The organism is Mycobacterium liflandii (genome assembly GCF_022354805.1).
GTDB classification, from domain to species: domain Bacteria; phylum Actinomycetota; class Actinomycetes; order Mycobacteriales; family Mycobacteriaceae; genus Mycobacterium; species Mycobacterium marinum.
In genome coordinates this window covers 165740-191081 of the sequence record NZ_CP023138.1, presented here as the reverse complement: position 1 = coordinate 191081, position 25342 = coordinate 165740, and the positions used below count along the sequence as shown (strand labels likewise).

19 protein-coding genes, 1 tRNA gene and 3 pseudogenes are annotated in these 25342 nt (G+C 68.3%); 6 read left to right on the top strand and 17 right to left on the bottom strand.

What is annotated here, in order from left to right:
• Positions 1 to 906, bottom strand: coding sequence for an RDD family protein (locus CKW46_RS00970; RefSeq protein WP_117437296.1), 906 nt, complete (start codon positions 904 to 906; stop codon positions 1 to 3).
• 104 nt (positions 907 to 1010) lie between these two features.
• Here CKW46_RS00970 and CKW46_RS00965 point away from each other — a divergent pair, with 104 nt between their 5' ends.
• Positions 1011 to 2003, top strand: a complete 993-nt coding sequence (locus tag CKW46_RS00965) for a stage II sporulation protein M (protein ID WP_482052672.1) — start codon at positions 1011 to 1013, stop codon at positions 2001 to 2003.
• A gap of 4 nt (positions 2004 to 2007) precedes the next feature.
• Here the strand turns inward: CKW46_RS00965 and CKW46_RS00960 are convergent, their stop codons facing one another.
• From CKW46_RS00960 to CKW46_RS00940, 5 genes and pseudogenes are all read right to left on the bottom strand, one after another.
• Positions 2008 to 3330, bottom strand: coding sequence for a DUF58 domain-containing protein (locus tag CKW46_RS00960; protein WP_482052671.1), 1323 nt, complete (start codon positions 3328 to 3330; stop codon positions 2008 to 2010).
• Entirely contained in the window at positions 3330 to 4307 is a 978-nt protein-coding gene (locus tag CKW46_RS00955; protein ID WP_015357524.1) for an AAA family ATPase, read from the bottom strand. Before CKW46_RS00955 ends, CKW46_RS00960 begins: the two co-directional genes overlap by 1 nt.
• A pseudogene (locus CKW46_RS00950) lies at positions 4304 to 5442 on the bottom strand (DUF4350 domain-containing protein). Before CKW46_RS00950 ends, CKW46_RS00955 begins: the two are co-directional and overlap by 4 nt.
• The gene (locus CKW46_RS00945) at positions 5442 to 6092 is read right to left on the bottom strand and encodes a DUF4129 domain-containing protein (protein ID WP_482052670.1); all 651 of its coding nucleotides are present in this window, start codon (positions 6090 to 6092) and stop codon (positions 5442 to 5444) included. The pseudogene CKW46_RS00950 and the gene CKW46_RS00945 overlap by 1 nt, the downstream one beginning before the upstream one ends.
• A 20-nt stretch (positions 6093 to 6112) precedes the next feature.
• Positions 6113 to 7312 carry a hypothetical protein gene (locus tag CKW46_RS00940; protein ID WP_482052669.1) on the bottom strand — a complete coding sequence of 400 codons (1200 nt, stop codon included), beginning with the start codon at positions 7310 to 7312 and terminating at the stop codon, positions 6113 to 6115.
• A 117-nt stretch (positions 7313 to 7429) separates the two neighbouring features.
• On the opposite strand from CKW46_RS00940, the gene CKW46_RS00935 reads away from it, so the two are divergent.
• Complete coding sequence (locus CKW46_RS00935; protein ID WP_012396712.1) at positions 7430 to 7894, top strand: GatB/YqeY domain-containing protein; 465 nt, start codon at positions 7430 to 7432, stop codon at positions 7892 to 7894.
• A gap of 10 nt (positions 7895 to 7904) precedes the next feature.
• Here the strand turns inward: CKW46_RS00935 and nrfD are convergent, their stop codons facing one another.
• The 4 genes and pseudogenes from nrfD to CKW46_RS00915 form a co-directional block, all read right to left on the bottom strand.
• Entirely contained in the window at positions 7905 to 8876 is a 972-nt protein-coding gene (nrfD, locus tag CKW46_RS00930; RefSeq protein WP_482052668.1) for an NrfD/PsrC family molybdoenzyme membrane anchor subunit, read from the bottom strand.
• Positions 8873 to 9664, bottom strand: coding sequence for a 4Fe-4S dicluster domain-containing protein (locus CKW46_RS00925; protein ID WP_252872600.1), 792 nt, complete (start codon positions 9662 to 9664; stop codon positions 8873 to 8875). Before CKW46_RS00925 ends, nrfD begins: the two co-directional genes overlap by 4 nt.
• Positions 9665 to 9759: 95 nt before the next feature.
• Positions 9760 to 12926 (bottom strand): annotated as a pseudogene (fdnG, locus tag CKW46_RS00920) (formate dehydrogenase-N subunit alpha).
• A gap of 109 nt (positions 12927 to 13035) precedes the next feature.
• Positions 13036 to 13686: a TetR/AcrR family transcriptional regulator gene (locus tag CKW46_RS00915; protein ID WP_015357518.1), complete on the bottom strand. Its 651-nt coding sequence runs from the start codon at positions 13684 to 13686 to the stop codon at positions 13036 to 13038.
• A gap of 41 nt (positions 13687 to 13727) precedes the next feature.
• Here CKW46_RS00915 and CKW46_RS00910 point away from each other — a divergent pair.
• Positions 13728 to 14921, top strand: a pseudogene (locus tag CKW46_RS00910) (MFS transporter); the annotation flags it as partial.
• 252 nt (positions 14922 to 15173) lie between these two features.
• On the opposite strand, the gene CKW46_RS00905 reads toward CKW46_RS00910, so the two are convergent.
• The 3 genes from CKW46_RS00905 to CKW46_RS00895 all read right to left on the bottom strand — a co-directional run bounded on the left by CKW46_RS00905 (position 15174) and on the right by CKW46_RS00895 (position 18287).
• The gene (locus CKW46_RS00905) at positions 15174 to 16889 is read right to left on the bottom strand and encodes a selenocysteine-specific translation elongation factor (RefSeq protein ID WP_482053495.1); all 1716 of its coding nucleotides are present in this window, start codon (positions 16887 to 16889) and stop codon (positions 15174 to 15176) included.
• Positions 16877 to 18178 (bottom strand): L-seryl-tRNA(Sec) selenium transferase, encoded by a 1302-nt coding sequence (selA, locus tag CKW46_RS00900; protein ID WP_482052667.1) that lies wholly within the window; start codon positions 18176 to 18178, stop codon positions 16877 to 16879. Before selA ends, CKW46_RS00905 begins: the two co-directional genes overlap by 13 nt.
• 14 nt (positions 18179 to 18192) lie before the next feature.
• Positions 18193 to 18287: transfer RNA gene (locus CKW46_RS00895), tRNA-Sec, on the bottom strand.
• A gap of 32 nt (positions 18288 to 18319) precedes the next feature.
• Here CKW46_RS00895 and selD point away from each other — a divergent pair.
• The 3 genes from selD (at position 18320) to CKW46_RS00880 (ending at position 21659) form a co-directional block, all read left to right on the top strand.
• Positions 18320 to 19333: a selenide, water dikinase SelD gene (gene selD, locus CKW46_RS00890; protein ID WP_482052666.1), complete on the top strand. Its 1014-nt coding sequence runs from the start codon at positions 18320 to 18322 to the stop codon at positions 19331 to 19333.
• A 200-nt stretch (positions 19334 to 19533) separates the two neighbouring features.
• Positions 19534 to 20088 carry a type 1 glutamine amidotransferase domain-containing protein gene (locus CKW46_RS00885; protein WP_015357514.1) on the top strand — a complete coding sequence of 185 codons (555 nt, stop codon included), beginning with the start codon at positions 19534 to 19536 and terminating at the stop codon, positions 20086 to 20088.
• A gap of 44 nt (positions 20089 to 20132) precedes the next feature.
• A complete protein-coding gene (locus tag CKW46_RS00880; RefSeq protein WP_482052665.1) occupies positions 20133 to 21659 on the top strand; it encodes an HNH endonuclease signature motif containing protein in 1527 nt (508 codons plus the stop codon).
• Positions 21660 to 21678: 19 nt separating this feature from the next.
• Here CKW46_RS00880 and CKW46_RS00875 read toward each other — a convergent pair whose 3' ends face one another.
• From CKW46_RS00875 to CKW46_RS00860, 4 genes are read right to left on the bottom strand one after another with little or no spacing between them, the layout of a single operon-like run.
• Entirely contained in the window at positions 21679 to 23907 is a 2229-nt protein-coding gene (locus tag CKW46_RS00875) for a SpoIIE family protein phosphatase (RefSeq protein ID WP_482052664.1), read from the bottom strand.
• A complete protein-coding gene (locus CKW46_RS00870) occupies positions 23904 to 24530 on the bottom strand; it encodes a SpoIIE family protein phosphatase (protein WP_012396699.1) in 627 nt (208 codons plus the stop codon). The genes CKW46_RS00875 and CKW46_RS00870 overlap by 4 nt, the downstream gene beginning before the upstream one ends.
• On the bottom strand, positions 24523 to 24933 hold the full coding sequence (locus CKW46_RS00865; RefSeq protein ID WP_117437283.1) for an anti-sigma regulatory factor: 411 nt from the start codon (positions 24931 to 24933) through the stop codon (positions 24523 to 24525). The genes CKW46_RS00870 and CKW46_RS00865 overlap by 8 nt, the downstream gene beginning before the upstream one ends.
• Positions 24923 to 25312, bottom strand: a complete 390-nt coding sequence (locus CKW46_RS00860; RefSeq protein ID WP_117437282.1) for an STAS domain-containing protein — start codon at positions 25310 to 25312, stop codon at positions 24923 to 24925. Before CKW46_RS00860 ends, CKW46_RS00865 begins: the two co-directional genes overlap by 11 nt.
• Positions 25313 to 25342: the final 30 nt, after the last annotated feature.

Sequence of the window (25342 nt, the reverse complement as noted above, 5' to 3'; positions counted from 1 at the left end):
TCAGCTCGGTGGCGAGAACCCGCCGCCGACGGGGCCCTGCGGCGGGCTCGGGGCCGGGTCGGGTGCGAACGGGGGCTGGATTAGGGGCTGGGGCGCGGGCTGGCCGGGCCACCAGACCGGAGCCGGCGGGGTCTGCGGCGGCCATCCCGGGGGTGCGCCTGCTCCCGCGGGGCGCAGCCGGGCCAGCTCGCGGCGGTGTCGCTCGGCGAGTACCGCGGCAAGCACGAGCTGTGGAGGCGTGCCCGGAGGCGGTGGCGGGGCGATGTGGGACAGCACGTCCCCGGCGATGCGATAGGCCATCTGGTGGCGCAACCGCAGATCCAGTTGTGGCGCTCGGGAAAGGAATTGGCGCGCGACCTCGGCCTGGCCCGCGCTGAGGCCGGAGAGCTGCAGCGACGATGCCCACCAGGCCAGGGTCGGTGGCATGGCCGGCGGTGGCGCCAGCCGGGGGCCGCGCTCGCTGACGACGATTGTGCCGGCGAAGATGTCACCGACACGTTTGGCTTTCGGCGATAGCATGCTGCAGATCACGGCCGGGCTGCCCAGCAGCATCCAGATCTCCACCACCGCCGCCAGCGCGCGAAACAGTGCCTGGCGGAAGCGTTCTGGGCCGCCGTCATCGGACACCACGCGCAGGCCCATGGCAACCTTGCCCAACGAACGGCCCCGGGTCGCCGTCTCCATGATCACGGGATAACCGACGAGCACCAGCACCGTGAAGATGATCAGGAACGCGATGGTCAATGCTTCGTCGAGTTCGCTCAGCGAGGCTGCCCACAGCGTCAACCCCATGATGTAGCCGATGAACATCACGGTCATGTCGATGATCGCGCTCACCGCGCGTACCGGCAGCTGGGCGATCTGCACGTCCAGCACCACCGCGTCCCCGGTTACCACCTCCGACATACCTGGGAACGGTACAGGCAGCCCGATCCCGCGGGATGGCTGCCGGTGTCGCGCCGGATGCCCGCCGTGACCTGGGCGAACCCCCGGCGGGATAGGCTGCGCGGGTGGATGTCGACGCGTTCTTGCTGACCCACCGCGCCACCTGGGACCGGCTCGACCACCTAGTCAAAAAACGTCGCTCGCTGACCGGCGCCGAGATCGATGAACTCGTTGAGCTCTATCAGCGGGTATCCACGCACCTGTCGATACTGCGGTCGGTGTCGTCGGATCCGTTGGTGACCGGCCGGCTCTCGAGTCTGGTTGCGCGTGCCCGCGCCGCGGTCACCGGTGCGCACTCGCCGCTGAGCAGCACGTTTGTTCGGTTCTGGACGGTGTCCTTTCCGGTGGTGGCCTACTGTGCCTGGCGCTGGTGGTTGGCGACGGCGGTGGCATTCTTCGCGGTGGCGGCGCTCGTCGGGTTCTGGGTTGCCGGTAGCCCCGAGGTGCAGTCCGTCATCGGAACCCCCGCTGAGATCCACGAATTGGTCAACCACGACGTCGAGTCCTACTACAGCGACCACCCCGCGACCGCGTTTGCGCTGCAGGTCTGGGTGAACAACTCCTGGGTGGCCGCCAAGTGCATTGCGATGTCGGTGGTGTTGGGGGTGCCCATCCCGCTGGTGCTGTTTCAGAATGCGGCAAATGTGGGAGTGATCGCGGGCCTGATGTTTGCGGCCGGCAAGGGCGGGGTGCTGTTGGGCCTGCTGATTCCGCACGGATTGCTGGAGTTGACGACGGTCTTCCTGGCCGGTGCGGTTGGGATGCGGCTGGGCTGGTCGGTGATTGCGCCCGGCGACCGGCCGCGCGGGCAGGTTCTTGCCGAGCAGGGCCGCGGGGTGGTGTCGGTTGCCGTGGGTCTGGTGGGTGTGCTGTTGGTATCCGGGCTGATTGAGGCCATGGTGACGCCGGCGCCGTTGCCGACCTTCGTCCGGATCGCCATCGGCGTCATGGCCGAGGCGGCGTTCTTGGGCTACATCGTCTACTTCGGCCGCCGCGCGGCCAAAGCCGGAGAGACCGGTGATATCGAGGACGCACCCGACGTGGTGCCCACCAGCTGAACCCCTACAGCCGGCCGGTCGCTTTCATCGCCAGGTAGCGATCGGCGAGTGCCGGCGCAATTTCGGTGGGCGGCGCGTCGACGACCTCCACGCCGCTGCGGCGCAGGCGAGCGGCGATTGTGCCCCGGTCATTTCGGGCGCGTTCGGCGGCGGCCGCGTCATACACTGCCGCCGCGTCGGAACGCCCGATGGCCAGTTGATCGACCCGAGGGTCGGCGACCGCGGCCACCACCACCTGATGTTTGGCCGATAGCTGCGGCAGCACCGGCAGCAGGCCTTCGTCGAGGGCCGTCGCGTTGAGGTCGGTCAGCAACACCACCAAGGAGCGCCGGCGAGTCCGCCGCGCAATTGTGGCAACCATTGACCGCCAGTCGGATTCGACCAGCGCCGGCTGCAGCGGGGCCATCGCGTCGACCAGCTGGGCCAACAGTTCGGTGCGCGATGCGCCGAACACCGCCGCGCGGCTCACCCGGTCATGGGCGAGGAAGTCGACGTGATCGCCGGCCCGCGACGCCAGTGCGGCCAACAGCAGCGCGGCATCCATGGACCAATCCAGTCGCGGCCACCCCGCGGGATCGGCGTCGGTCGGGTCCACGCCAACCCGGCCCGCCGCCATGCGCCCGGTGTCGAGCACCAGCACCACGCGTCGATCGCGCTCCGGGCGCCAGGTGCGGACCATGACGTCGGCGCGGCGTGCGGAGGCGCGCCAGTCGATCGACCGCACGTCATCGCCGACGACGTATTCACGCAGCGAATCGAATTCGGTGCCCTGCCCGCGGATCAGCGTGGGCAACAATCCGGCGATCTCACGCAGCTTGGCCAGCCGCGACGGCAGGTGTTTACGGGACAGGAACGGCGGCAGCACCCGGACCTGGCCCGGCACCACCTGGGAACGCTGCCGCCCGGCCAGGCCCAGCGGCCCGATCGAGCGGGCTGTGACGGCGGCGCAGTGTTGGTCACCGCGGCGCACCGGTTGCAGCGCGGTGTTCACCTGCTGGCGCTCACCGGCGGCGATATTGATCGGGTGGGTGCGGGGCTGGGCACGCGCACTGGGCGGCCAGGCGTCGCGGACCAGGCCGCGAAACCGGCGGCGCCCCACATTGTGGATCACCAGGGCGGCATCGGCGGGCTGGCCCAACCGGATCGAGCTGTTTGCGCCGCGCGTGTAGCTCAACTTGCGGGGGCTGGCCGCCAGCGCGACGTCGATGGCCACCGCCACCGCCAATGCCAGCAGCAGCATTCCGAAAGCCCGTGGCGGCCAGGGGGACAGCGCGATCGGCAGCACGCCGATCAGCGCCATCAGTCCGGTTCGTCCGGTCAGGATCACTAGCGGGGCACCGGAACCGAGGCCAGAATTCCGTCTAGGACCCCGTCGGGGGTGGCGCCTTCGAGCTCGGCCTCCGGGCGCAACATGATCCGGTGGCGCAACGTCGGGCGAGCCATGGCCTTCACGTCATCGGGGGTCACGTAGTTGCGTCCGGATAGCCACGCCCAAGATCGGGCGGTGCCCAGCAGTGCGGTCGCGCCACGCGGTGACACACCCAGCTGTAGGGCGGGGGAGGACCTGGTGGCTCCCACGATGTCCACGATGTAGCCCAGCACCTCGTCGGCGATCAGCACCCGGCTGACGGCCTCGCGCCCGGCGGCCAGCTCGGCCGGGCCGGCCACCGGTTTGATCGCGGACAGGTCGCGGGGATCGAAGCCGTGTGCGTGGCGGCCGAGAATGGCGATCTCGGACTCCCGCGAGGGCAGACCCACGTTCAGCTTCAGCAGAAAACGGTCGAGCTGGGCTTCGGGCAGCTGATAGGTGCCCTCGTATTCGATGGGGTTCTGCGTCGCGGCCACGATGAACGGGTCCGGCAGCGGCTTGGCCTGGCCCTCCACACTGACTTGGCGCTCTTCCATCGCCTCCAACAGCGCCGCCTGCGTCTTGGGCGGGGTGCGGTTGATCTCGTCGGCGAGCATCAGATTGGTGAACACCGGGCCAGGGCGGAAGGCGAACTCCGCACTGTGCGCGTCGTAGACCAGGGAACCGGTGACGTCGCCGGGCATCAAGTCGGGAGTGAACTGCACCCGCTTGAATTCCAGCTGCAGTGCGGCGGCCAGGGCGCGGACCATCAGCGTCTTCGCCACCCCGGGGACGCCTTCCAGGAGCACGTGGCCCCGGCACAGCAGCGCGATCACCAAGCCGCTGATCACCCCCTCCTGGCCGACCACGGCCTTGGCGATCTCGGCACGTAATCCCAGCAATGCTTCGCGGGCCGGATCCGTGGTCGGGGACTGGGTGGGAGCCGGATGTGTCACGAGTGAGTGACCTGCCTTTCGATGTCGTCGAGTGCGCGGGCAAGCTGCAGTAGATCGTGGTCGTCCGCCGGTGGGGGCCAAACAGGTGATACCAGACGTATCCCGCGTCGGCGCCGCTGCGCTGGGCAACGGTGATCGCGACCGCTTGCGGGTCCGCGCTGGAGCCGATGCCGAGTCGGGGTAGTAGCCGCTGCAATGTCGCGGTGCGCAGCGCATCCGCGGCGCGATCGCGGGCCCGACGGGACCGGTACAGCCGGCCGCGCCCCTCGACCGTCTCCGATGCCCGCACCACCACGGGCATCTCCTCGGCCACCAGGGGGCCCATCCGGCGGCCCTTCCGCAGCGCCACCAAGATCACGGCCAGCCACAGCTGCCAGACGATCCAGCTGACGTTGGCCGGGATGAGATCGGAAAGCGAACTGGGAGATGATGTTTCACCCTCGACGAGGTGAGGTGCGTACCAGATGAGACGGGGCCGGGCGCCCGCCAGGTTCATCGCCAGCGCCGCATTGCCCTGCTCCAGCAATCCGTCGTTGGTCATGAAGTGATTGCTGCCCACCACGGTGACGGTTCGCCCGACGTCCTGGTAGCGAACCAATGCCCCGCCGTAGCAACTGATCATCGCGAGTTCGCCCTTGCCCCGATACGCGTCGCTCGGCCCAAAACGCACCGTGCCGGCTCGATCAGCTTCACGCAGTGGGCAATCCGGCCGGATGGCGAGCGTCTCTGCGGCACCGACGCGCAGCTTCGGCGTCAGCACCCTGCGGGTGCGCGCCGTGGGTTCCACCAGCAAGAGGTCGCCGGGGACGCGTGAGAGCCGGTTGAGTAGGGCGTTGTTGGCCAGATACTGGGTTTGCGCCACGAGTAGCAGCGTGTCGGCGCGGGCGGCGTTCTCGACGTCGGCGACGGTGTTGGCGACCACCACCTCGACCCCACCTTCGCGCAGCAGTGTCACCAGCGCACGAGCACCCGAGCCGCTGGTCGATTCCGGGTCCATCGTGCCGCCGGGGCGCGGCGCGGTCAGGTAGGTGGCAATCGAGGCGATGACGGTGACCGCGGCCAGGGTGAGCAGCACGCCACGCCATGGTTTGCGTTTCCGGCTGGGGGTGTGCGCCGACTCGGCGCGTGCGGGCATCACCGGACCTGCGCCCAGGAGTCGCTGGGGGCGGGTCGCCCCACGCTCGGCGATGCGGTGGAACGTGAGCGCAAGTGGTCGTCGAGGTCGGCGATCAGCTGGTAGGCGGCTTCGGTGCCGGGCCGCTCACCGTAGGTCACGTCATTGAAGGCGGCCGCCGCCTGCGCCAATTCGCCGGCCAGATACGGCAACACATCGCCGGCATCGTTGGCCAACTCGTTGGCGGTGCGCCCGGGCGCGGGGTTGAGCACACCGGTCTCCTCCAATTCGCGGGCGACCGCGCGCAGCCGGTGCCGGATCGCCGCGGCCCAATTGCTGTCGGCGGCATAACCTTGCGCCGTGGCCCGGTGCTGGGCGGCGGTGAGTTGGCCGGCATCGAAGAGCTGGTAATCGCCGCCGCGATTGGTACGTAGGGTGCGACGTGCGATGTTGATCGCGACAACCACGGCGATCACCAGCAGGATTACCAATACGGTGATGGTGAACCAGCCGCCGGACACCGACGAGCCCTTCTCCAGCAGCCGATACAGCAACTCGTTGATCCAGTCGTTGAGATGCTGGGACAACGAACTCTTGGGATAGATGGGTTTATCGAGTTCGCGCTGTGCGGCCTGGTGCGCGGCATCGCGGTCGATGTCGATGGAAGGCACTGTCCGTCCTCACGAGTCCATTAGAGCGGCCGGGTGAGCCAGAGGGTGTCGGTGGACTCCACGGCGGCGGGGCCGCCGGCGGCCCCGGTTTGCAGAACCAGATCGAATGCCTCGGCCCGCATCCGCCGGTCGGTGTAAAGCAGCACGACAACCCCGGCGGTGAATGGCGCGGTAATGATCTGGCTGATCGCCGAGCCGATGGACGACAGGGTCATGCCCAGCAGAAACATACCGGTGGAACTCTCGCTCGCGGTGGCGCCCAGCAGTATCTGGCCGACGATGCCAAACGGCGCCGAGATCGCGCCACCAACCAGGCCGACCACGATCGCGGTCAGCAGTCGGATGCCCAGAACCCGCCAGAAGCCGCCGGTTACCAGCGCAAACGATCTCGTGATCGCGTCGACCAGCGGCAGCCTCTCCAGCACGATCAGCACGGGCGCGAACATCAGCACCGTGTACAGGTAGGTCACCAGCAACCCGACCAGCAGCACCAGCGGGAAGCCCAGCAGTGCCGCGGTCGCTCCGTTGGCGGCGGCGGCCACCCCGACCAGGATGACGACCACCAGGCCCGCGAGCGCAACGAGTCCGGCGCCTTCCAGCAGCGCCAGGCCGATCAGCGCCAGGATCCGCCCACGGACCCTGGCCCAGGCTTCGCTGATGGTGATCGGCGACCCGAATACGGCCCGCCCGACGACGACGGTGAGTATTCCGCTGAGCAGCATGCCACCCAGCCAGCTCACCAGCAGGCCGGCCGCCGCGGAGCCGGTCCACGCGCCCACCACGCCCCAGCTCAGTTCGGACGGGTGAGTGTCGAAGCGACTGGCGGCTTCCAGCGGGCCGATCGTGGCGAGCAATGTGATGACCTGCATGACCACCACGACGATGGCGGTCAGGCCGAGCGTCGCTTTCGGATTGGCCCGGATGTAGCCGACCGCGCCGTTGAAGATGTCGCTCAACGTCAAGGGGCGCAGCGGGATGATCCCGGGTTTGACGGCGCCGGGAACCAGCGGCGGCCCGTAGCCCGGAGGCGGCGGCCCGTAGCCGGGCGGTGGCCCGTAACCGGGGGGCGGCCCGTAGCCGGGTGGTGGTCCGTAGGCGGGTGGTGGTCCGTAGGCCGGCGGTGGGTCGGCATACCCCGATGGCGGGTAGCCGGCTGCTTCGTACCCGGGAGCTCCCGAATTCGGCTCGACCGGATATCCCGGCGGCGGCAGCGTGCTCACCGGGTGCAGCGGCTGTCGTCGATGGTCATGTGCTCCATCCTGTCGGCGGTTGGGGTAATTCTCAATGTAGGCATGTAGTGTCGGGCGCCCCGCCCATTGGCGCGTAGCGTTTCTCCCATGGCGGAACTCAAATCCCGGCTCCGGTCGGATCTGACCAAGGCGATGAAGTCGCAGGACAAGTTGCGTACAGCGACGTTGCGTATGGTGCTGGCCGCGATTCAAACCGAGGAAGTCTCCGGCAAGCAGGCCAAAGAGCTCACCGATGACGAGGTGCTCAAGGTGCTGGCCCGCGAGTCCCGCAAACGCGGTGAGGCCGCCGAGATCTATACCCAGAACGGGCGTGGCGAGATGGCCGCCAACGAGCATGCCGAGGCACGAATCATCGACGAATACCTGCCGACTCCGCTCACCGAGGCGGAATTGGCCGATGTCGTCGACACCGCAATTGCTCAGGTGGCCGAGCAATTGGGACAACGGCCCCACATGAAGCAGATGGGGATGGTCATGAAGGTCGCCACCGAGATCGCCGAGGGCAAGGCCGACGGCGCCCGGCTCTCCACCGCGGTCAAAGAACGCCTGTAGCGCGCCTGGCTCAACTCCCGCCGCGCGCGGCCCGGCCGGTGTCGACCCGCTCGCGCTGGGGCACCACCACGTACTTGGGATCGCGGGTGGATTCCACCCCGGCCTCAAACACCCCGAACCGCTGTAGCGCACTGCCGGTGAGCAGGGCCAGGCCGCACAGCGCGGCGCCAAGGCGGTTGCGGCCCGCGGCGAGCGTGCCCAGCGCCCCGCCGACGGTCAGGTATTCGGCCCACTTGCGGGTCCGGTGCGCCGGCCCTGTCGTATAGGCCTCGCCGACCAGGCCGAGCCGCCGCTCGAGCAGCCGCGACGCCGCCACCTCCAGCGCCGCACCCGCGACGCTCATCCGCCGTGCCAGAGCGGCTTCGGCGACCGGTGCCAGCAGCATGCCCAATCCGCCGCCGCTGGCCGCGGCCGAGCCGGTGAAGACGAAGGGCAGGTACGGATGGGCTTCGTGCCAGGCCGGGACTGCCGTCTGGGACAGCAGCACGGCGGTATAGGACGCGACACCGGGAGCCACCGCGGCCGCCGACAGGCCCGCGGGCCGGGCCAACCGGGCCAGCAGCGCGCCGAGCCAGGTGCGCCGTAGCCGCGCCGGCATCAGTTCGGCGGCCCCGGCCAGCCCGGCGCCGGGCCCGTAGGCGGCCAGGATCCAGGTCCCCACGCTCATCGGCGAACTCGGCTTGGCCACCCGCAGCATGTGGTGAAACCGTTCCGGGCGGCCAAGATCGGCGATCAGGAAGTAGGAGCCGGCCGCGATGCTGGCCAGGGCGCCGACCCTGCTCACCCGGCGCAGTGCCGGTTGGCCGTTGAGATCGGCTCCCGCGGCCAGCAGCGCCGAACCCGCCGACAGGCCTCCGGAGAACAGGTAGGCGGCGATCTTCCACTCCCAGGCGGGTGTCTTGAGTACCGGGCGCCCGTAGTAGGAACGGAATTGCGCCCGCGGCACCGCGAGCTGCTCCCGGCTGCCCCGGCCGCCCGTCATGGCCGCCCTCGCCCGGCGAACGCCGACACGGCGATGGCAACCAGGGCCGACGCCGCCATTCCGGCGTAGCGCCACATCGCCGGCGTGTCACGGGTGGGCACCACCGGGTCCGGGGGTAACCCGTAGACCTCCGGCTCGTCAAGCAGCAGAAAGAAGGCGCCGTTGCCGCCGACCCCGTCGTTGGGGTCATGGCCGTAGAGCCGGGCTTCGGGCACCCCGCGGTCGTGTAGCTGCTCGACGCGGTGTGCGGCGCGCTCGCGCAGTTCCTCTAGCGGGCCGAACTGAATCGAGTTGGTGGGGCAGGCCTTAGCGCATGCCGGTTCCAGACCGTCGCGCAGCCGGTCGTAGCACAGCGTGCACTTCCAGGCCCGTCCGTCGCCCTCGCGCCGCTCGATGACTCCATACGGGCAGCCCGACACGCAGTAGCCGCATCCATTGCAAATATCTTGCTGCACAACCACCGTGCCGAACTCGGTGCGGAACAACGCGCCCGTCGGGCACACGTCCAGACAACCCGCGTGGGTGCAGTGCTTGCACACATCCGAGCTCATCAACCAGCGGAAATCGGTGCGGTCCTGCGGGCCGCTCGCCTGCCCGGGCCGCTCGAACTTCGGAACCCCGAGATCTACCGGGGGGCGGGCCTGTTCGATGAATGCGACGTGGCGCCAGGTGCTGGCCCCCAGCATCCCGGTGTTGTCGAAGGACATCCCCAACAGATTGAAGCCGTCGTCGGGAACCTCGTTCCATTCCTTGCAAGCCACCTCGCAGGCCTTGCAGCCAATGCAAATCGAGGTGTCGGTGAAGAATCACACTCGGGGTGGATGGTCGGTGTACCCGGCGTCGCCGGCGGGATCATCGAGCGGGCCGTAGAAGGTGTTGCTGCTCATGGGCTTTCCTCCGGATCCGGGTGCGCGATCCCGTCGTCGCGGGTGGTGTCCAGATGCGTGCCGGTTTCCGTGGTAATCCCGGCCCGGCGGCGGTATTCGGCGATGTAGTCCAGTAATGCCGGTCCGCGGGGGCGCCGGCCGGGCTGGACATCGCAGGTGGCGACCTTGCTCTCCTGGATGAAAACGTTGGGGTCCAAGACCACCCCGAGCAGATCGTTGACCACGTCACCTTCGACCAGCCCGGTGTATCCCCAGTGGTATGGCATCCAAACCTGTTGCAATACATGGTCTTCAATGCGCAGCGGGCGCATCCGGTCGGTGACGAACACCCGGGCGTCCACCGCGGTGCGGCTGGTGATCACGTGCGCCCAGCCCATATGGGTCAGCCCGCGCATGCGTGCCAACTCCGGTGACACCTCCATGAACAGCGCGGGCTGCAGCTCGGTGAGGTAGGGCAGCTGACGACTCATCCCCCCGGCGGTGTGGTGCTCGGTCAGCCGGGCCGCGGTGAAGACGAACGGGAACACCTCGCCGTGTGCTTCCGGTGGGGAAGGGTTGGACGGGTTGTCCTTGCGCCCGAACACGATTCGCGTCGGGTTGCCCTGCTGGGCATACAGTGCGTTGCGTACCGGCGATTCGTGCGGCTCGTAGTGCGTCGGCAGCGGGCCGTCGGCCAGGCCGCTGGGGGCGAACAGCCAGCCCTTGCCGTCGGCCTGCATGACGAAGGCGTCATCACCGCGCAGCGCCTCGACGCCGACGGCACCCTCGGGTGGGCGGTAGCCCGGCGGCTTGTGCTTTTCGAAATCGGGCACATCGTGGCCCGTCCACTCGCCCAGCTCGGCATTCTACCACACCAGCTTCTTACGCTCGCTCCACGGCCGGCCCTGCGGGTCGGCGGATGTCCGGTTGTAGAGCACCCGGCGGTTCAACGGCCAGGTCCAACCCCACTCGTTCTCATAGGGGCGCTGCTCGTCGCGCGGTTTGCGCCGCGCCGCCTGGTTCACCTCGTCGGCGTAGACACCGGAGTAGATCCAGCAACCGCAGGCGGTGCTGCCGTCGGCCTTCAGACTCGGGTAGCCGTCGATGGTCCGGCCGGTGCCCAGATCGATCCCGTTCATGTGGCGCAGCACATCTGCACCGGACGGCTCGTCGCCTTCGGTGGCGTAGTCCCAGGCCAGCTGAAGCAGTGGCCGGTCGCGCTCATCGGTTGAGCCGGAGAGCTTTTCGCGCAGCTTGCGGCCCAGATGGTAGAAGAACCACAGCCCCGAGCGGGCGTCGCCGGGCGGATCGACGGCCTTCTCCCGCCACTGCAGCATCCGCTGGGTCTGGGTGAAGGTGCCCGCCTTCTCGACGTGGGAGGCCGCCGGGAAGAAGAACACCTCGGTGCGGCAGGTCTGCGGCGAGATCTCACCGGTCTCCACCTCCGGCGCCTCCTTCCAGAAGGTGGCGCTTTCGATCATCACCAGGTCACGCACCACCAGCCAGTCCAGGTTGGCCATTCCCAGCCGCTGCATGCGGCCGTGGGCGGATCCGACGGCCGGATTCTGGCCGAGCAGGAAATAGCCGAACACCTTGCCGTCGATCATGTCCATCACCGTGCGGTAGGTGCTGTGGTCGCCGTTGATCCTGGGCAGGTAGTCGAAGCAGTAGTCGTTGTCGGCGGTTGCGTGCTCGCCCCAGTACTCCTTGAGCAGGGACACCATGTACGCATCGGCGTTGTGCCAGAAGCCCTTTTGGTTTCGGCTCTTGATGTTGTCCAGGTAGTCCGACAGGGTGGCCTGGCCGGCATAGGGCATGTCCAGGTAGCCCGGCAGCAGGTTGAACAGCGTCGGCACATCCGTGGAACCCTGGATGCTCGCGTGTCCGCGCAGGGCGAATATGCCCCCGCCGGGCCGGCCGATGTTGCCCAGCAGCAGCTGGATGATCGACCCGGTGCGGATGAACTGGGCGCCCATCGAGTGCTGGGTCCACCCCACGCTGTACACCAGTGCGGTGGTGCGCTCCCGGCCGGAGTTTTCCGTCCAGGCCCGGGCTACTTGTAGGAAACTCTGGGCTGGCACCCCGCAGACCCGCTCGACCATCTCGGGGGTGTAGCGGGCGTAGTGCCGCTTGAGGATCTGGTAGACGCAGCGCGGGTGCTGCAGCGTCGGATCGGCGTGATCGCCCGGTTGGTACCGCCAGGTGGCCGGATCGTAGGAGGCGCTGGCGTGGTCGTAACCGCTGAAAAGACCGTCGAGATCCTCGGCGTCGCAGTAGTCCTCGTCGACCAGGAACGGCGCGTTGGTATAGGCGGTCACGTATTCGCGGAAGTCCAGATCGTTGGACAGGATGTAGTTGATCACCCCGCCGAGGAACGCGATGTCACTGCGGGCGCGCAGCGGCACGTGCCGGTCGGCGACCGCGCTGGTGCGAGTGAAGCGCGGGTCGATGTGGATGACCTGGGCGCCGCGTGTCTTGGCTTCGATCACCCACTGGAACCCCACCGGATGGGCTTCGGCCATGTTCGAACCCATGATGACGATGAAGTCCGAAGTGGCGAGGTTTTGCTGGTAGTCCGTCGCCCCGCCGCGACCGAAGGAGGCTCCCAGACCGGGAACCGTGGCGCTGTGTCAAATACGGGCTTGGTTCTCGATCTGCAGCGCGCCCAGCGCGGTGAAGAGTTTCTTGATCAGGTAGTTCTCTTCGTTGTCCAGGGTGGCACCACCGAGGCTGGCGATTCCCAGGGTGCGGCGCAGGGTGTGCCGGTCGGCATCGAAGTCCTGCCAGCCCTTGCTGCGGGCGTCCAGCACCCGGTCGGCCACCATGTCCATGGCGGTTTCGAGGTCGAGGTCTTGCCACTCGGTGGCGTATGGCGCCGGTAGCGCACCGTGGTTTCCCGTTGCGCACCGGTGACGAGCTGCTTGCTGGCGGATCCCTTGGGGCACAGCCGTCCTCGGCTGATGGGGCTATCCGGATTGCCCTCGATCTGAACGACTTTTCCGTCCTTGACGTACACCTTTTGCGCACAGCCGACCGCGCAGAACGGGCACACCGAATGCGCGATCTCGTCGGCGGATGCGGTTCGTGGTTGCAGCTGCGCGGACCGTTTGGACTGGGCGGCCTGGCCGCGCCCCAGCGGATCGGCGCCGGTGAGCTGCCGGTAGATCGGCCAGGACTGGATCAACTTGCCGACGTCCTTGTTTCGGCTCATCAGCGTCACCTTTCTCCGGCCCCGGCTCTGCTGAGACTACGCGATGGGACCCGGTGTCGCCTACCTTCGGCGGCGCTGCCAACTATCGTCCGGTTGTATTGCCGGACAGTGTGTTTGGCGCAGGCCGGCGGGCGTTCGCAGTGGTTGATCTCAACGCAAGGTGCAGCAAGGGTGCGTACTGGCGAATTATTTCATCGTGGGTCATCGAGCAGGCGGGTTCCAGGCACAGGATGTAGCGGGTCACGATCAGACCGGCAATCTGACTGCAGAACATCGAGGCGCGTTTGCGCGCGTCTGTTCCGCCGAGCTGTGCCGCGATCTTGTCGATCAGCTCGCGCTCGACCATTTCCTTCACCCGGTTTGCCAGCGCCGGATCGTGGGCGGCGCCGGCCACCAACGCCCGCAGCGATGCGCCGCTGGCCGGGTCTTCCCACAATGCCAGCAGCCCGGCCAGGACACGCTGGGGAAATGTCGTCGGGTCGCCTTTGGCGACCGCCCGATCGAGCACATCGGCGGGGTTTGCCGACAAGGCAAGAGCCTCGCCGACGAGCCCCCGTTTCGACCCGAAGTAGTAGCTGATCAGTGCGAGGTCGACGCCGGCCTCGGCCGCCACCGACCGCAGCTTCACCCCTTGGTAGCCGCCTGCTAGGAAACGTCGCTGCGCGACCTCGAGGATCTTGGCCCGCGTATCGGGCTTGCCGGCCCTGCGCCCCCTGGCCCTCGAGTAATTCATCACCGTTGAAATATTACCGGCGCGCGGGTCACGGTGGGCGGATGCTCACCACGTTGCCAACCCCGCCGCAGACCCCGCTGGTTCGCAGGCCCAGGCATCAGGGTCTGGTCTTGACCGTCACCTGCCTGGCCTTGGGAACGGTGGTCGCGGCGATGGCCTCGCTGAATGTGGCGCTGCCCGATATCGCCCGGCAGACCCATGCCGACCAGACCCAGCAGGCTTGGATTGTGGACGCCTACAGCCTGGTGTTCGCATCCTTGCTGCTGCCCGCCGGCGCGGTGGGGGACCGCTACGGCAGACGGTTGGCGCTGCTGGTCGGCCTGGTTGTGTTCGGCGCCGGATCCGGGGTGGCCACCCTGACCACCAACCCCACCGCGCTGGCCGGGCTGCGTGCCTTGCTGGGAGTCGGCGCCGCGCTGATCATGCCCGCCACGCTGTCGACCATCACCAGCAGCTTTCCGGCGCAGCGACGCGCCGCTGCGGTCAGCATCTGGACCGCCGTCGCCGGTGCCAGCGGGGTGGTGGGCTTGCTCGCCTCGGGGCTGTTGTTGCAGTGGTGGTCCTGGCAGTCGATTTTTTGGCTGAACGTGGTGCTGGCCGCGGTGGCGCTGACCGGCACGCTGCTCTTTGTGCCGGAGTCGGCCGAGCGCGATCCGCTCCCGCTTGACGTGGTTGGCGCGGTGCTGGCGGCCGCGGGCATCGCGGTGCTGGTCTACGCGGTGATCGAGGCTCCGGCGTACGGCTGGACCGATCCGGTCACGGTCGGCGGTATCGCGCTGGGCCTGCTCATCCTGGCCGGTTTCGTCGTCATCGAGATGGGGCGCCGCTACCCGTTGCTCGACCCGCGGCTGTTCACCAACAGACGCTTTGCGGCCGGCTCGCTCTCGATCACCCTGCAGTTCTTCGCGCTGTTCGGCTTTCTGTTCGTGATCATGCAGTACCTGCAATCGGTTCGTCACTACAGCGCGCTGACCGCCGCACTGGGCCTGTTGACCATGCCGATCGGGATGATTCCCAGTTCCCGGCTCAGCCCCTACCTGACGGAAAGATTCGGCATCCGGCTTCCCTGGGTCGCCGGCCTGCTCATTGTGGCGGAGGGGCTGATGGTGCTGGCGCACCTGGACAGCGCCGACCCCTACTGGCACATCGCCAGCGGATTGATCCCGCTGGGGGCCGGGCTGGGGCTGGCGATGCCTCCGGCCACGACCGCGATCACCGGCGCGCTGCCCTCGCGTCTGCAAAACGTCGGCTCGGCCGTCAACGACTTGGCTCGTGAGCTCGGCGGCGCGCTGGGTATTGCCGTGCTGGGCAGCCTGCTGACCGCGACGTATCGCAATCATCTCCCCACCGCCGGGGCCGTCTCGGCGTTCTGCACCGGCCTGCACGTCTCCCTGACCGGCGCCGCCCTGACCATCGTTGCCACCGCGATAGCGGTGGCCGCGCTGTTACGCCGGCCCCACCGGCCCGGCCGCCACCGGCGGTCCCGATCAGCCTGGCGTGGTCGGCAACGTGCGCGTGCCGGCTTCACCGCGGCGAGTGATCCGAAGCGCGTCGAGCTGTTCCAGCAACGGCACCGCGACTCGGCGGGTGGTTCCCAGGACCCGACGCGCCTGGCTCACCGTGAACGGCTGGGGCAGTGTCGCGAGGATCTCGGCCGCCCGCTCGAACGCGTCCGGACCGAGCATGACCGCGTCGGCGACCCGGGTCAGCCGGCCGGCGCGTACCGCCGCGGCCAGCTCACGCGCTCCGAGCCCCAGCTCACCCAATTCGTCGGCTTCCGGGGCGCGAAACGGTTCGGCGGCCAGCCGTCCTTCGAGGGTGCGCACCGCCGCGTCGACCCGCGCTGGCAGGCCCGTGCCGGGCGGTCGCACCAGCCCGTCGGCCACGTCCAGCCCGGTTCCCACCAGCAGCGGGGGAACCAGCTCGGCGGCAGGGAGTCCCACTTGCTGGCGCAGCGTTTCCAATGGCATCCCCGCCGCGACATCGTGGTCGGCGGCCCAGTGGGTGACCGTTGCCGCGGCGTGTTCGCGTCTGGCGGCCCACCACTGCGGATCGACCAGCCAATCGCCCACCCGCAATCCGGCGAGCGGCAGCCCCATCGCGCGCAGCACCGCGGCCCGCGCACACTGTGGCGGCCGGATCCGCCCGCCCGCCAGTTCCTGGGCCCGCTCGCGCGCCGCACCGCGCCGGCGCAGGCTGGGCGGGGCGACGTCGAGGACCTCGATTCCGGCCGCGATCCGATGTTGCCCGGGGTCGCGCAGCAGTCCGATGTCGCCGACCCGCAACGGCAGCGGCCGGCTCAGCCGCAACCGTGCCGCTTCGGCTCCCAGCGCGCGCACGTACACCGGCACCGCCGCCGAGCCGAGGTGCGCCACCAGCTCACGGTGCAGCTTGACCGCGGACCGCAGGGACACGTCGATCTCGGTGGTGTCCAGCCAGGCCCCCGGAGTGCGCACGGTATCGCCGCGAGCGATGTGCCGGCGATCGACGCCTCGCAGGTTCAGCGCGACCCGGGCCACCGCCGCGACCTCGGTGTGATCGCGGCCCAGCGATTGCAGGCCGCGGACGGTGACGCGCTGTCCGGCGTGTTCGAGTTCGTCGCCCACCCGGATGGTGCCGGCGCTCAGCGTCCCGGTGACCACCGTGCCCGCACCGCGGACCGTGAAGGCGCGATCGACCCACAGCCGTACATCGGCGTCGCGGTCGGGTTCGGGGAGCCGATCGGTGAGCGCGAGCAGTTTGGTGCGCACCTGGTCCAACTCGGTGCCCAGCGCGACAAATGGGTCAGCCATCGATGTGGTGGCGAACCGTTCGGATGCCGCTCGAATGGCCGGACCGGGGTCGGCCAGATCGGCCTTGCTGATGACCAGCAGCGCGTGCCGAACCCGCAGCGCATCGAGGGCGGCCAGATGCTCCTCGGACTGCGGCATCCAGCCCTCGGTGGCGGCCACCACGAACAAGACCGGGCTATCCGGCGGCATCGCCCCCGAGCCGGCGAGCATGTTGGTGACGAATCGTTCATGGCCCGGTACGTCGACGAATGCCAGCTGGCGCCCATCCAGCTCGGTCCAGGCAAAACCCAGATCGATGGTCAGCCCACGGCGCTGTTCCTCGGCCAGCCGGTCCGGCCACATGCCGGTGAGCCGGTGCACCAACGTCGACTTACCGTGGTCGATGTGCCCGGCGGTGGCTATGACAAACACGCCCGCACCGCTGCCAACAGCAGCTCGTCCTCCTCGGGAGCCACGGTACGCAGATCCAGCAGGCACCGGCCGGCCTCGAGGCGGCCGACGACCGGCGGGCTACCGGTGCGCAATGTCGCCGCATAGGACTCGGGCAGGCTCAGCCCGGCGCTGGGCAACTCGACACCGGGGGCCCCACCTCCGCCGATGGCCGCGATGCAGTCCACCGCCGTCGCCCCCACGCTCTGGGGCAGCTGCGCGATGATCCGCTGGGCCCGCGCGCGCAGATCGGTCAGGTCGGCGCCCAGCGCTTGGGCGACCGGCGTCGGCGGGCCCACCACGGTGGCTTCCAGGGCCGCGAGCGTGAGTTTGTCCACTCGCAGGGCCCGCGCCGCCGGATGGCGGCGTAGCCGTTCGATCAGGTCGGCATCGCCGAACAGCAGGCCGGCCTGTGGGCCGCCGAGCAATTTGTCACCGCTGGCGGTGACCAGGTTGGCACCGTCGCGCAGCATCGTTGTCGCATCCGGCTCGTCGGGCAGCAGTGGATGTGGCGCCAACAGCCCTGACCCGATGTCGACCACCAGCGGGGCGTCCAGCTGCGCGAGTTCGCCGACGCCGACCGCCGAGGTGAACCCGGTGACGTGGAAGTTGGACGGATGAACCTTGAGTACAAAGCCGGTGTTCGGGCCGATCGCCTCGGCATAGTCGCGCAGGCTGGTGCGGTTGGTGGTGCCGACCTCACGCAGCCGCGAACCCGTGGACGCCAGCAGTTCCGGGATGCGGAAGCCGTCACCGATTTCGACCAGCTCGCCGCGGCTGAGCACGATTTCCTTACCCGGGGCCGCCAGCGTGAGGGCGGTCAGCAGCAGGGCGGCGGCGTTGTTGTTCACCACGTGCACGCCCGCCGCGCTGGGCACCGCGCGGGCCAAAGCGGCCAGCGCGCTGCGGCCGCGGCGGGCACGCCGGCCGGTGGCCAGATCGAACTCGACGTCGGTGGCCCGGCCGGCGGTCACCACCGCGTCCAGTGCGGCCCGCGATAGCGGCGCTCGCCCGAGGTTCGTGTGGACCACGACGCCGGTGGCGTTGATGACCGGCCGCAAAATCGATGCCGTGCCGGGAAGCGCGTCGATCGCGTGCTCGGCGACTTGGTCCGGCTCGATCTCGCCGGCGCGGGCGCGCTGCTGGGCCTGCAGAATCACCGATTTCACCAGGGTGCGCCCGAGCGTGCGCTGGGCCTCGGCCAGCTTGGGATGGGCGAGCAGCACGTCGGTGCGCGGCACCGCGCGGCGCCGGTCGCTGCCGTCACCCATGGCGATCGGCGCGGTGGCGGAGGCGGACGGGAATCGAACCCGCCAACGGCAGCAGCTGTCGCTCGACGGTTTTGAAGACCGCGCCGGTCACCAGACCGGAGACGCCTCCCTGGGCCATAGCGACAATTATGGGCGACGATTATGGGAATGGTGACAGACCAAGGGACTTACCGACTGACTCAGTACGCCCATGGCGGCGGGTGCGCCTGCAAGATTCCGCCTGGCGAGCTGGAGGAGGTGGTTCGGGGCCTGGGCGCGGCCGCGCCACGTGATCCGGTCGGCGAGCTATTGGTCGGGCTGGAAAGCGGTGACGACGCGGCCGCGGTGCTGATTGCCGAGGGCACCGCGCTGATCGCCACCACCGACTTCTTCACCCCGGTCGTCGACGATCCCTACGACTGGGGCCGAATCGCCGCCACCAACGCGCTTTCGGACGTGTACGCGATGGGCGGACGGCCGGTGGTAGCGGTGAACCTGTTGGGATGGCCGCGCGATGTGCTGCCCTTCGAGTTGGCGACCGAGACACTGCGCGGTGGCCGCGACGTCTGCGCCAGCGCGGGTTGTCATCTCGCCGGTGGGCACAGTGTCGATGACCCGGAACTCAAGTACGGGCTTGCCGTGACCGGGATCGCAGACCCGAATCGTCTGTTGCGCAACGACTCCGGTAGGCCAGGAACTCCGCTTTCGCTGACCAAACCACTCGGAATCGGGGTGCTGAACAGTCGGCACAAGGCCACCGGGGAGCGCTTTGCGCAAGCCATTGACGCGATGACCACCCTCAACGCCGACGCGGCCGCCGCCGCGGTGGCCGCCGGCATCGAATGTGCAACCGACATTACGGGTTTCGGGTTGCTCGGGCATCTGCACAAGCTGGCGCGGGCGAGCGGGGTCACCGCAGTGATCGACTCGACCGCGGTGCCCTACCTGGACGGGGCGCGCCAGGCGCTGGCCGCCGGATACGTCAGCGGCGGCACACGCCGCAATCTCGAGTGGGTGGGCCCACACGTCGACCTGTCCGCGGTCGATGAGTCCGAGGCGTTGCTGCTCGCCGACGCGCAGACCTCCGGTGGGCTCCTGATCGCGGGGGAGATCCCCGGTGCACCCGTCATCGGGGAGCTGGTCGCCCGCGCCGACCACACCATTGTGGTGCGCTGAGTTTGCGCGCCTGACGCTAGTTTGCCCGGTGCCGACCTGGGTAACCCGGTATGTGGTTTCGGCCGAAACAGTGCGGTCTTGACGTCTTGGTCTGCAGCGGCCACTTCTCGCCAACCGTTGCTGCACGCATTACGGGCGGCCTCGGGCTGACAACCAGGGCAAGGCCATGACCTATGAAACCTATGAAGGAGTATTCACATATGTCCGACGAATTGAACGGCAAGAGTATTGCCATGCTGGCCGCCGACGGAGTCGAGAAAGTCGAACTCGAGCAACCGCGCGCCGCCCTGCTGCAAGAAGGCGTGCGGGTCGAGGTGCTGTCGCTGCAAGAAGGTGACATCCAGGCCCGTGACCACGATCTCGAACCGGCGGGCAGATTCGCGGTTGACCGTCCGGTGCGGGCCGCGTCGGTCGCCGAATTCGACGGTTTGGTGCTACCGGGCGGAACGGTGAACCCGGACAAGCTTCGGATGGACAAAGCTGCGGTCGATTTCGTCCGCGACTTTGTGGAATCCGGAAAGCCTGTTGCGGCAATCTGTCACGGCCCCGTGATGCTGGTGGAGGCCGGTGTGGTCCGAGGGCGAACGATCACCTCATATCCGAGTATTCGCACCGACCTGCGCAATGCGGGTGCCAACGTGGTCGACGAAGAGGTCGTGGTTGACGGCAATCTGATGACCAGCCGCTCACCGTCGGATCTACCGGTGTTCTGCGCGGCGATCGTCAAGCAATTCGCGGCCGGGGCATGCCACTGAAATTGGGTGCGCGAGTGTCGGACACCGCCGCTAGTATCGAATGTATGTTCGAATCGATGGGGGCGGCCACGCGCACCGACCACCCCTGTGATGCGCTCGCCGAGCGGCGCCAGTTGCGCACCCCGACGGCAGAGTCGGTGGGTTGGGTGCAGCGGATCGGTGCGGCCGCGCGGGCCGAGAACCGCGCCGCGGCCGCGCAGCTGATCGAGATCGGGCAATTGTTTGCCTACCGGCTGTCGCGGTGTTCGGAGACCGAGGACTGGGCGGTCGACACCATGGAGGCGGTGGCGGCGGAGGTGGCCGCGGGGCTGCGGATCAGTCAGGGTTTGGCGGCCAGCCGGCTGCGCTATGCCCGGGCCCTGGGTGAGCGGCTGCCCAAGACCGGCGCGGTATTCGCGGCGGGTCAGATCGACCTGCGGGCGTTTCAGACCATCGTGTTCCGCACCGATCTGATCGTTGACGCGCAGGTGATGGCCGCCGTGGATGAGCTGGTGGCCCTCAACGTGGGGCGGTGGCCATCGATGACGAAGGCCCGTCTGTCCGGACAGGTCGACGCCATCGTGGCCCGCGCCGATGCCGATGCGGTGCGCCGCCGTAAGGAACGCCACGCCGACCGGGAGATCTGGATAGGGCAGGACGCGGATGGAATCTCTCGCATCGACGGCAGCATGTTCACCATCGACGCGCACGCCTTGGACCGGCGGCTGTCGGCGCTGGCGGCCACGGTGTGCGCGCAGGATCCCCGCAGCCGGGAACAGCGGCGCGCGGATGCGCTCGGGGTGCTGGCCGCCGGTGGAGACCGGTTGGGATGTCGCTGCGGGCTCCCGGACTGTGCGGCCGGTGCCCGGCCCGCTGCCCAGTCGGTGGTGATCCATGTGATCGCCGAACGGGCCACACTCGACGGCGACGGCGGGGCTCCGGCCTGGGAGGTGGGGGCTGACGGACTTGTCACTCCGGAATTGGTTGCCGAGCTGGCGAAGTCGGCCAAGCTGGTGCCGCTGCGTCACCCCGGCGATATCCCGCCGGAACCGGGATATGTGCCCTCGAAGGCGTTGGCGGACTTCGTGCGGTGCCGGGATCTGACCTGCCGTTGGCCCGGCTGCGACCAGCCCGCGCTGAACTGCGATCTGGACCACACGATCCCGTACGCGCAGGGCGGGCCCACTCACGCCTCGAACCTGAAGTGCTACTGCCGCACCCACCATCTGGTCAAGACCTTTTGGGGCTGGCATGACCAGCAACTGCCCGACGGAACCCTGATCCTCACCTCGCCGGCCGGACACACCTACGTCACCACCCCGGGTAGCGCCCTGCTATTCCCCAGCCTGTGCCGTTCCACCGGCGGACTGCCGGCAGCCGAGGTCGACCCACCATCGGACTACTGCGACCAGCGCAGCGCGATGATGCCTCGACGTCAGCGCACCCGGGCACAAGACCGCGCCCGCCGCGTCGCCACCGAACGTCGTCAGAACCACCACGCCCGCAGCACCCAGCCGGGCGGGCAAGCCAGATCCGCCGCGCCGCCGACGCCGCCGCAGCCCGAGCCCCAGTCCCATCCACCGCCATTCTGAGACCCCCGGCTGCGGTGCGTCAGTCCTCCGCGGGCAACCGAAATGTCATGTCGATGGCGGTGCCGCCCGGACTGTTGTCGATTTCCACTTCATCGCTGATGGCCCTGATCAGCGTCATGCCTCGACCGCCGTTGCCCGGGTCGGCCGCGGGCTTCTTCCAGGAACCGGAGTCGACGACCCGGGCGTGAATTGCCCCGTCGGCGGCTTCAACGTCGAGTAGCATCGTCCCCACGCTCTGCCCGCGATAGGCGTGCTCGATGCAGTTGGTGCACGCCTCGCTGACCACCAGCACAATGTCACTCGCCTGCTCGTCGGGAACTTCGGCGGCCTGCAGCCACGACAGCAACTGGCGCCGAACAATGACCAATTGGTCTGGGGTAGCACTGGTTTCAATCCGCAGCGGCCCGTGCTGGTACCGATAGGCCACCATCGCGACATCGTCGTCGTAACCCCCGGTGGGGGCCAGCTGACTCAGCACCGCGTCGGCGACGGCATCGATCGGCAGCATCACGGAGTCGGCCACCACATCGGCCACCCGGCCCAGCCCCTCGTCAATCGACTCGTACCTTCGCTCGACCAAGCCGTCGGTAAACAGCAGCAGCGTCGACCCTGGCGGCAACACCTGAGTCGCTTCGGGTCTGGGCTCCACCCGGCGCACCGCCAGCGGCACGGACCGGGCATCGGTCAGCAGGACGGGCCCGGACTTCGGCTCGGCGAGCACCGCGGGCATATGGCCGGCATTGCTGTAGTCGAGGATGCCCGATTCGGTGTCCAGGATGGCCAGGAACACCGTCGTGCAATAGGCATCGGGAATCAGCGATGCCGCCGCGTCGAGTTGTTCGAGCAACAGCGCCGGTTGTGCACCGGTGAGCAAGAGTGCGCGCGCCGAACTGCGCAGCTGGCCCATGATCGCGGCGGCCGGCAACCCGCGCCCCACGCAGTCGCCGACGACAATGCCGATGCGGTGCTCACCGATCGGCAATACGTCGTACCAGTCACCGCCGATCTCGAGCGGCGGCACCGCGGGCTCATAGCGCACCGCAAAACCGGGCGGTGGTTTCACCGGCGGCAGCATGGCCCGTTGCAAGGTCAACGATGTTTCCCGGGCGCTCTCGAACTGCCGGACGTGCCCGATCGCCAGGCTGAGGTGACCGACGAGGACCGTGACCAGCAGCCGATCCTCGGCGGTCACCCAGCGCGGTGCCCCAAGTTCCAGCCACAAAGCGACGTCCGCGGTGCCGGAGAGCACCGCGACCAGCCCCTGTGCCCTGCCCGGGGAGTTTGGCCACTCGATCGGTCTGGCGGTCAGCGGGAGTTGGGCACGGGCGCCCAGGAACGTCTCGCGCAGCTGCGGATCCAGGGCACGCCAGGACGATTCCGCCGGTTCCCCGGCGACCTGCACGGTAGGTTCGCCGTCACTTGGTGGCCACATCACCGCGACCACACGTTGCACGTCGACCGCGGTACGGCACTCGTCCAGGGTGATCGAGAGCACCTCGGAAACGCTCTTGGCTACGCTCACCGATGTTGCCAATCGCAGCACCGCGCTTTCTCGGGCGGCGAAGGCGCGTTCGGCCGTGATGTCGCGAACGGTGCCGACGTAGACGTCCCGGTCCGAGCCGGATCCGTGAACCGCGTTGATACTCACCGCAACCCAGGACAGATGGCCATCTTGATGGCGAATCGGTGTTTCGTAGTCGGCGCTGCCCTCATGTCGAACCCGCTCTTGCTGTTGTGCCGCGGATTTGCGGTCCACCAGCCACGGGTGTGGCCACCGGTAGGGCAAGCCTTCCGGCGGATAGCCCAGGATCTCGGCGAAGGCGTTGTTCATGTCGATCACGGCGCCCTCATGGTCGGCGACGAAGAACCCTTCCTGTAACGAGTTCACCAGGGCGCTGCGGAACTTGTCGCGGTGCGCGAGATCCTCGGCGCGGGCCCGCTGCTCCTCGTAGCGTTTGGTGCCGTCCAGAAATCCGCGCGTCGCAACGTCCAGCGCGGCCAATGTCTGCAGCAAGAACTCCAGCGCGACCGACCGGTCGGACCCAGGGTTCGGCGAGATTTCGTCGAGCAGCCGGAAGTGGTTCTCGATGATGTCGAGAATGCTGACCTGTTCCTGCAGGGCCCGGCGGCCGAACTCATGCCCGACGGCCAGACTGTTCTCGTCGCGGGTGTCCAGATACGCGCGCAGCGCGTCGGCGTACTGGGTCTGGAACGCATCGACGGCGCCGAAGTCTCCGGTCTCGGTCATGTCGATACGCCCCGGTGGCGTGCGGCGAGGACAAGGGCGTCGTCGTTTTCTTTGGCGTGCTTGACCAGAATCTGTTCGGCGATCACCGGGGCGGACGCCGCAAAATCGATGTGATCCAGGTAGTCCTCGGCGACGCCGTCGCTGGCTATGACCAGTAGATCGCCCGCGCGCATGGGAACCATTTTGGCCGGGGTGATCTCCGGGATCCGGTAGCCGACAATGCCGGGGGTCAGTCGCACGCTGGATCGGACCTGCACGCCGCTTACCGCCTTGGCAACCAGGTTGGCGCTGACATTTCCCACCCCCGTCCACACCAGTTTGCCGGTGGGCAGATCAATCCTGGCCAGGGTCATCGCGACCCCCCTGCTGCCGGTCAGGACCCGATGACAGAGCTGGATCAACACCTCGAGACGTTCGCCGCGCGCATTCTTGACCACCTCGACGGCCCGCAACGCGGCGCTTTCGGCGGCCGGGCCGTGCCCCAGCCCGTCCATCACCCCGAAGAGTGCGGAGTCGTCCTCGGTCTCGACGGCGATCGGCTGGTCGCCGAGAGCGTGCTCACCGGGCCGCGGGCGACCGGCCGTCGCCCACTCGATTGGCCCGAATCGGCCACTATCACGCACGAGGCGGAACCCATTTCCACATCTCGACGATCGTTCCGCGGCCTACCACAGACTCCACGATCAACCGGTCCATCAGGCGCCGCGCTCCCGGCAAGCCCATGCCCAGCCCGCGCCCGGTCGAGTAGCCGTCCTCTATCGCGCGCTCGATGTCAGCGATGCCGGGACCGTCGTCTTCGGCGCGCACCACCAGGGCCTTGCGGCCCTCCCGGTCCTGCACGGCCACCCGAACCGCGCCGCGACCGGCATAGCTGGTGATATTGCGCGCGATTTCGGAGATCGCGGTGGCGATCATGGTGACGTCGGTCAGCGAGAATCCGAGGTCGAGGGCGAGTTGATGACCGGCTTTTCGGGCGGTGACGATGTCGTCGGGATGGTTGATCCCGACCACGCTCTCATCCGCCACCGTCGGGCCCGATCGTCGACTTCCGTAGTCCCAGTTGCTTGTTCAGCAGCGCCACGCCCTCTTCGAGGTCCAGGACGGTTTTCATGTCGTCGAAGGTCAGGCCCAATTGGACCATTGAAAACGCGACTTCTGGCTGCAGGCCCACGATCACGGTGGTAGCACCACGCAATCGGGTCATGTGGGCGATGGTCTGCAACGAACGCGCCGCGAACGAATCCATCACGTCGATGGCGGTCACGTCGACCACAATGCCCTGGGCGCGAAAGCGGCTGACCCGCTCCATGAGGTCATGCCGGAGGCGTTCGGTGTCGCTGTCGGTCAGTGCGGACTGAACCGTCGCGATCAGAATCGGACCCTGTTTCAAGATCGGTACTGGCATGACAAACCCTCGATGGCTCGACCTGTGCGG

What these genes read in the sequence shown, in the direction of transcription:
- CKW46_RS00875 (WP_482052664.1), bottom strand. Translation starts at nt 23,907, where the DNA reads ATGACCGAGACCGGAGACTTCGGCGCCGTCGATGCGTTCCAGACCCAG.
- CKW46_RS00885 (WP_015357514.1), top strand. Translation starts at nt 19,534, where the DNA reads ATGTCCGACGAATTGAACGGCAAGAGTATTGCCATGCTGGCCGCCGAC.
- selA (WP_482052667.1), bottom strand. Translation starts at nt 18,178, where the DNA reads ATGGGTGACGGCAGCGACCGGCGCCGCGCGGTGCCGCGCACCGACGTG.
- selD (WP_482052666.1), top strand. Translation starts at nt 18,320, where the DNA reads ATGGGAATGGTGACAGACCAAGGGACTTACCGACTGACTCAGTACGCC.
- CKW46_RS00880 (WP_482052665.1), top strand. Translation starts at nt 20,133, where the DNA reads ATGTTCGAATCGATGGGGGCGGCCACGCGCACCGACCACCCCTGTGAT.
- CKW46_RS00915 (WP_015357518.1), bottom strand. Translation starts at nt 13,686, where the DNA reads ATGAATTACTCGAGGGCCAGGGGGCGCAGGGCCGGCAAGCCCGATACG.
- nrfD (WP_482052668.1), bottom strand. Translation starts at nt 8,876, where the DNA reads ATGACGGGCGGCCGGGGCAGCCGGGAGCAGCTCGCGGTGCCGCGGGCG.
- CKW46_RS00970 (WP_117437296.1), bottom strand. Translation starts at nt 906, where the DNA reads ATGTCGGAGGTGGTAACCGGGGACGCGGTGGTGCTGGACGTGCAGATC.
- CKW46_RS00935 (WP_012396712.1), top strand. Translation starts at nt 7,430, where the DNA reads ATGGCGGAACTCAAATCCCGGCTCCGGTCGGATCTGACCAAGGCGATG.
- CKW46_RS00860 (WP_117437282.1), bottom strand. Translation starts at nt 25,312, where the DNA reads ATGCCAGTACCGATCTTGAAACAGGGTCCGATTCTGATCGCGACGGTT.